Raw genomic sequence first — 6,059 nt, 5'->3', positions numbered from 1 at the left:
CAGGCGATGCTCCTGGGCCAGCGCCAACGGAAGTCTCCCTCCCCCTTGTGGGGAGGGGTTAGGGGTGGGGGTCCGTGCCGGGCAGCCATCTCAGGAATTCCATATGCGATAGCCCTGCCCCTCGTGGGGGAGATCGACCTTCATCAATGCCTTCGCAAACCTTCAGCATCCCGGCCGCAGGCCGAGCCCGCGACTGCGGGCCGCCGGTCGTCCGGCGCCCCCGCGGAGCGCCCGCCGCGGCAGCGGCGATACGGCCCGTGAGCGAAAACTAAGCCGCCTTCTTCTTCGGCTGGATCAGGCCGCGCTCGACCAGCAACTCGGCGATCTGCACTGCGTTGAGCGCCGCGCCCTTGCGCAGATTGTCGGAGACGATCCACATCGACAGGCCGTTGTCGATGGTCGAATCCTCGCGGATGCGCGAGATGAAGGTGGCGTCTTCGCCGGCCGATTCCAGCGGCGTGATGTAGCCGCCGTCCTCGCGCTTGTCCAAGACCTGGCAGCCCGGCGCCTCGCGCAGGATATCGCGCGCCTCGTCGGCGGTGATCGGCTTTTCGAACTCGATGTTGACCGCTTCCGAATGGCCGATGAACACCGGCACGCGCACGCAGGTCGCCGTCAGCTTGATCTTGGGGTCGAGCATCTTCTTGGTCTCGGCGACCATCTTCCACTCTTCCTTAGTGGAGCCGTCATCAAGGAAGACATCGATGTGCGGGATGACGTTGAAGGCGATGCGCTTGGTGAACTTCTTGACCTCGACGCCATCGGCGACGAAGACCGCGCGGGTCTGGGTAAAGAGTTCGTCCATACCTTCCTTGCCGGCGCCCGACACCGACTGGTAGGTGGCGACAACGACACGCTTGATGGTGGCGAAGTCATGCAGCGGCTTCAATGCCACTACCAGCTGCGCCGTCGAGCAATTCGGATTGGCGATGATGTTCTTGCGCGTGAACAGCGAGATCGCGTCCGGGTTCACTTCCGGCACGATCAACGGCACGTCCTGATCGTAGCGGAAGGCCGACGAATTATCGATGACGACGCAGCCCTGCTTGCCGATCTTCGGCGACCATTCCTTGGAGACGCTGCCGCCAGCCGACATGATGCAGATGTCGGTGTCGGAAAAATCATACTGGTCGAGCGTCTTCACCTTCAGCGTGCGGTCGCCGAACGACACTTCCGTGCCCAGGCTGCGCCGCGACGCCAGCGCCACGACTTCGCTTACCGGAAAGCCGCGCTCTTCCAGTATGTTGAGCATTTCCCGGCCCACATTGCCCGTGGCGCCGACGATCGCTACCTTGAAACTCATCGAAAAATCTCCTGTCCCTCTCCGCTTGGTTTTTGGAGAAACCCGCTGGCCGATGCGGGTTCCGTCCCCCGGGCCGAACCCGGGAGAGGGTGGTTAGGCCAAGGGAGTCACACCGTTTTGGTGGTGGTTTTGGTAGTTTTCTTGGCCAAGAATGGGGTTTTGCTGGAACGAGGGGACGCGCCGACGCGCCCGGCCCAATGATGTGCATTGAGGCTGGGGGCATCGAATGCAAGAAGAGCCATCAAAAGGCCGCGCATCGAAAAACGATCCCGTTCAAAGCGGGCTTTTACGCGGTTTGCGTCAAGAGTCAATTGCGATGAGCGTCCTGTTGCTCTGTACAATGGCGGCGGCACGAAGTACGAACGGCATGACCATCCGGCTCATGGAGCGTCCCGACGCCCGCCGAAGACAGGCCCATTGCTGGGCATATAAGAATCCGAATTCCGAAAGAGTAAGATGTCCAACTTCGATGCACTCGTTCCCGCGCTGGCAAGGGCGCTGGAAAAACGCGGCTATTCCGAGCTGACGCCCGTCCAGAAGGCGGTTGTGGCGCCGGAACTCGGCGAGGCCGATGCGCTGGTTTCGGCGCAGACAGGCTCCGGCAAGACGGTGGCCTTCGGCCTCGCTCTGGCGCCGACCCTGCTTGAGGGCGCGGAGCGCTTTGGCCACGCCGCCGCACCGCTGGCGCTGGCGGTGGCGCCGACGCGCGAACTGGCCTTGCAGGTGACGCGCGAGCTGGAATGGCTCTACGAACTGACCGGCGCCACCGTGGCTTCCTGCGTCGGCGGCATGGACATGCGCTCGGAGCGGCGTGTGCTGGAGCGCGGCGCCCATATCGTCGTCGGCACGCCCGGCCGGCTGCGCGACCACATCACCCGGCGCTCGCTCGACATGTCGGCGCTGAAGGCGGTGGTGCTCGACGAGGCCGACGAGATGCTCGATCTGGGCTTTCGCGAAGACCTCGAATTCATCCTCGACGCCGCTCCTGCCGAACGCCGGACGCTGATGTTCTCGGCCACGGTGCCGCGCTCGATCGCCACGCTCGCGCAGGGCTATCAGCGCGATGCGGTGCGCATCTCGGCCGCCGGCGAGGAGAAGCAGCATCTCGACATCGAATACCGGGCGCTGAGCGTCGCCCAGCCCGACCGGGAAAACGCCATCATCAACGTTCTGCGCTATTACGAAGCCAAGAACGCGCTGGTGTTCTGCAACACGCGTGCCGCCGTCAATCATCTGACCGCGCGCTTCAACAACCGCAACTTCTCCGTCGTCGCCCTCTCCGGCGAGCTCAGCCAGAACGAGCGCAGCCATGCGCTGCAGGCAATGCGCGACGGCCGCGCAAAAGTCTGCATCGCCACCGATGTCGCGGCGCGCGGCATCGACCTGCCCAACCTCGAACTGGTCATCCACGCCGACCTGCCGACCAACCCGGAAACGCTGCTGCACCGCAGCGGCCGCACCGGCCGCGCCGGGCGCAAGGGCGTCAGCGCGCTGATCGTGCCCAACAGTGCCCGCAAGCGCACCGAGCGGCTGCTGCAGAACGCCGGCCTCAAGGCGACATGGGCGAGCCCGCCCTCGGCCGACGACGTGATGCGGCGCGACGACGAGCGCATCCTGGCCGATCCGGTTTTCGACGAGCCGGTGAAGGACGACGAACGCGGTTTCATCGACGCGCTGCTCGCAAGACATGGCGCCGAGCAAGTGGCTGCCGCCTTCGTGCGCCAGTGCCGCGCCAGCCGCTCGGCCCCCGAGGACCTCATGGAGATCGCGCCCTTCACGCCGTCGCGTGAAAGACCGGCAGGCGAAGGTTTCGCGCGCCGCGACGAGGCGCCCAGCCGCCGCGACGATTTCGGTGACAGCGTCTGGTTCTCGTTGTCGATCGGGCGCCGGCAGAATGCCGAGCCGCGCTGGCTCATCCCGATGCTGTGCCGCACCGGCAGCATCTCGAAGCGCGAGATCGGCACCATCAAGATGCAGCCGGAAGAGACCTACGTGCAGATATCAGCCGACTGGGCCGACCGCTTCCTGGCCGCGATCGGTCCCGATCGCAAGCTGCAAGGCAACATCCTGGTGAAGCGGCTCGAGGGCACGCCCGATCTGTCGCGCGCCGGCTACCAGCCGCCAAGCCCCGACAAGAAACCGCATCGCGGCAAGGCGCCATTCGACCCCAACGCGCCGAAGCGCAAATTCGAAAAACGTGCACCGGCAGCAGTCGATCAGCGCCCGGCCACCGCGCATGAGGCAAAGCCATGGGCGAAGAAGCCGGGCAAGCCGAAATTCGACACCACCGGCGCGCCCAAGCACAAGAAAGCGAAGAAGCGGCCCACCTAGAGCATTTCACCGTTTCACGGAAACGGCGATCTGCTCTAACTCTTTGTTTTGACGCAATTCTAGACGGAAAACCGCGTCACACCTTTCCTAGAATTGCTCTAGGACTTCGGCCGGAGGGACGCGCTTGCCTGCAGGCCAGCCTTGATGGCAGCCCAGCTGGCCGATGCCGGCGTCGGGCGATGCTGCTTTGCGATGCGTTCCGTCAGCGATGAGCGCCAGTCCGGGTCTTCCGCCATCCTGCGGATCGCAGCGTACCAGCCGGCCTGGTCATTGGAATCGATCGCCGGCATCAGCCCGCCGCTCGCCTCGATCAGCGACGGCGCGGTCGAGACGATGACGGGAACGCCGAAATCGAGACATTCCGAGGCGCCATAGCCCCAGCCCTCGATATGCGAGGGAAAGACGCCGAAGGAAGCGCTGCGATAATATCGGATGAGTTCCTCATCGCTGATCGCTCCGGTGAACGTAACCCGCTCGAGCAGTCTCGGATGGGCCTTGAGATAGGCGCGCAGCGGATCGATCATCCAGCCCCAGCGCCCGGCGCAGACGAGCCTCGGCAGCTTGACGCCCTCGTCGAGCGCCTGCTGCCATATCCGTGCCAGCAGGATGTGGTTCTTGCGCACTTCGATGGTCGAACAATAGAGCACGAACGGCTCGTCGGCCTCGATGCGCGAAGTCTCGCCCATGCGCGAAGCCGTCTCGTACAGGATGGAAGGCATCGGAAACCGGTATACCACCGGCTGCGTGACGCCTGCCTGTTGCATATGATCGGTCAGCGTCGCACCAACTTCGTCGGATGCACAAAATGCCGGCGCGCCGGAACGCACGAGGTGCTCGAGATATGACCCGTAGCGAGCCTCGCCAGGGCTCATACCAACCATGTCGGGGCGCAGTGTCGGGATGAGGTCGTGGCAAAGAAACGCGAGGCCACCGGCGCGCCCGGAGACGGCGGCTCGGTCGTCCCCGGTCAGAATGTGATGGCTGATCAAGACAAAGCCGCGTTCAGTCTCGTCCGGTTGGCTTGGAGCCTGACGCGGGGCCGACCGGATCCGCGCCCGCTGGTACAGACGATAGGCCCGGATCAGCAGCCTCGTCGCCTGATAGGCAATCCCTTTGCGGCCATGGGTCATCGTCTTTGCGAGATGGCGGTCGGCGTCGCGCTTGCCCCATGGCTGCTGCCTCACCGCTTCGAGGGCCTGCGACATCGCCGTGCGTCTCCCAGGCCATCGTTTGAGGCGCCAGGGTGAAATCTCGCCCGTCGCGACATGGTCCTGCTCGAAAGGAGCGAGGGGGCGAAACCGGCCTTCCCACGGTCGGAACGCCACCACCTCCACGCAAGGGTCGGGATCGGCCAGGGCTGCGCTGACGAGAAAGCTTTCCACCCGTGGGATGCCGACAAGTCCCTGGCCGGACGGCCAGAACGTCAGGCCGGTGGCGTCGATGGCCAGCCTGGGAGGTCTTCTTTCCCCTCCATCTTCATTTACGGTTTTACTGTCAGGACTCTCGACTGTCATGTCTGCTTCTGTCGAAGGCGGTTGCACTCGATGCCTTATGCTTCATTTGCCGCGAAGAGGGTAGCCATGCTGGCCGTCTTGCCCATCGGCACGGCCCTGTGCCACCTTCGGCTAGGACGTGGCGAGCGGGGGTGGCAAATGCGCGGCGAAGTGCTTCACTATGACGAGGTCCAGGGCTTCGGCTTCATCACCGGCGCCGACGGCAGCCAATACACCTTCACCCGAGAAAACCTGCGCCGTGAAACTGCCATGCGGAAGGGCGCGTCCGTCGAGTTTCAGGCGGGCGGCGGCCAGGCTCACGACGTCTTTTCGATTGCCGCCCAGACCGCTACTTCGGCCACTGACGCCGGCACGAACCCCGCACCGACTCAAGCCGGCAGCAAGGCCGCGGCAACCCCGCCCCCGGCACAGCATTTCGGCCGCTCCTCCGAGCCGGCCGAACCCAGCGATCTCTGGGGCTATTTCTGGCGCGGCGTGACGCAGAACTACTTCAATTTCGCCGGCCGCGCCCGCCGCAAGGAATATTGGGGCTACTGCCTGTTCTGGACGGTTTGCCTGCTGATCATCGGCGGCATCGGCCTGTACACCGATATGGATATGGGCGGTTTCGACAGTGATATTTCGGGCGCGATAACGGTCGGGCTGTGCGGCACGTTCCTGCTGGCGACACTGCTCCCTAGCCTCGGCATGATCGTGCGCCGGCTCCACGACATCGGCCTGTCAGGCTGGCTCAGCCTGCTGATCCTGATCCCGACCATCGGCAGCCTGATCATCCTGGTCTTCGCGCTGATCCCGACGCAGGCCCGGGAAAACCAGTGGGGGCCGGTGCCGGCGGGTGTCAGGATTTAGCCGCCACGTGTATTGCAATCACAAACAACCCTGGGTAGTATTTGCGCAACGCGGGGGAGAAA

General features: G+C 64.4%; 4 protein-coding genes. 2 read left to right on the top strand and 2 right to left on the bottom strand.

Features of this window, described 5'->3' with window-relative positions:
* Positions 1 to 268 precede the first annotated feature (268 nt).
* Complete coding sequence (locus tag NKI21_RS28150; protein ID WP_352868515.1) at positions 269 to 1,303, bottom strand: aspartate-semialdehyde dehydrogenase; 1,035 nt, start codon at positions 1,301 to 1,303, stop codon at positions 269 to 271.
* A gap of 456 nt (positions 1,304 to 1,759) precedes the next feature.
* On the opposite strand from NKI21_RS28150, the gene NKI21_RS28145 reads away from it, so the two are divergent.
* Positions 1,760 to 3,634, top strand: coding sequence for a DEAD/DEAH box helicase (locus NKI21_RS28145; RefSeq protein WP_352868512.1), 1,875 nt, complete (start codon positions 1,760 to 1,762; stop codon positions 3,632 to 3,634).
* Positions 3,635 to 3,732: 98 nt separating this feature from the next.
* Here the strand turns inward: NKI21_RS28145 and NKI21_RS28140 are convergent, their stop codons facing one another.
* Positions 3,733 to 5,148, bottom strand: a complete 1,416-nt coding sequence (locus NKI21_RS28140; protein WP_031214053.1) for a glycosyltransferase — start codon at positions 5,146 to 5,148, stop codon at positions 3,733 to 3,735.
* Between the two features lie 138 nt (positions 5,149 to 5,286).
* Between NKI21_RS28140 and NKI21_RS28135 the strand changes: the two genes are divergently transcribed.
* On the top strand, positions 5,287 to 5,997 hold the full coding sequence (locus tag NKI21_RS28135; protein ID WP_023814443.1) for a DUF805 domain-containing protein: 711 nt from the start codon (positions 5,287 to 5,289) through the stop codon (positions 5,995 to 5,997).
* Positions 5,998 to 6,059: the final 62 nt, after the last annotated feature.

Source organism: Mesorhizobium sp. M0715 (genome assembly GCF_040320355.1).
In the GTDB taxonomy this organism is placed as follows: domain Bacteria; phylum Pseudomonadota; class Alphaproteobacteria; order Rhizobiales; family Rhizobiaceae; genus Mesorhizobium.
Note: the sequence above shows the minus strand (reverse complement) of the source record. Positions and strands in the feature narration are given on the sequence as shown.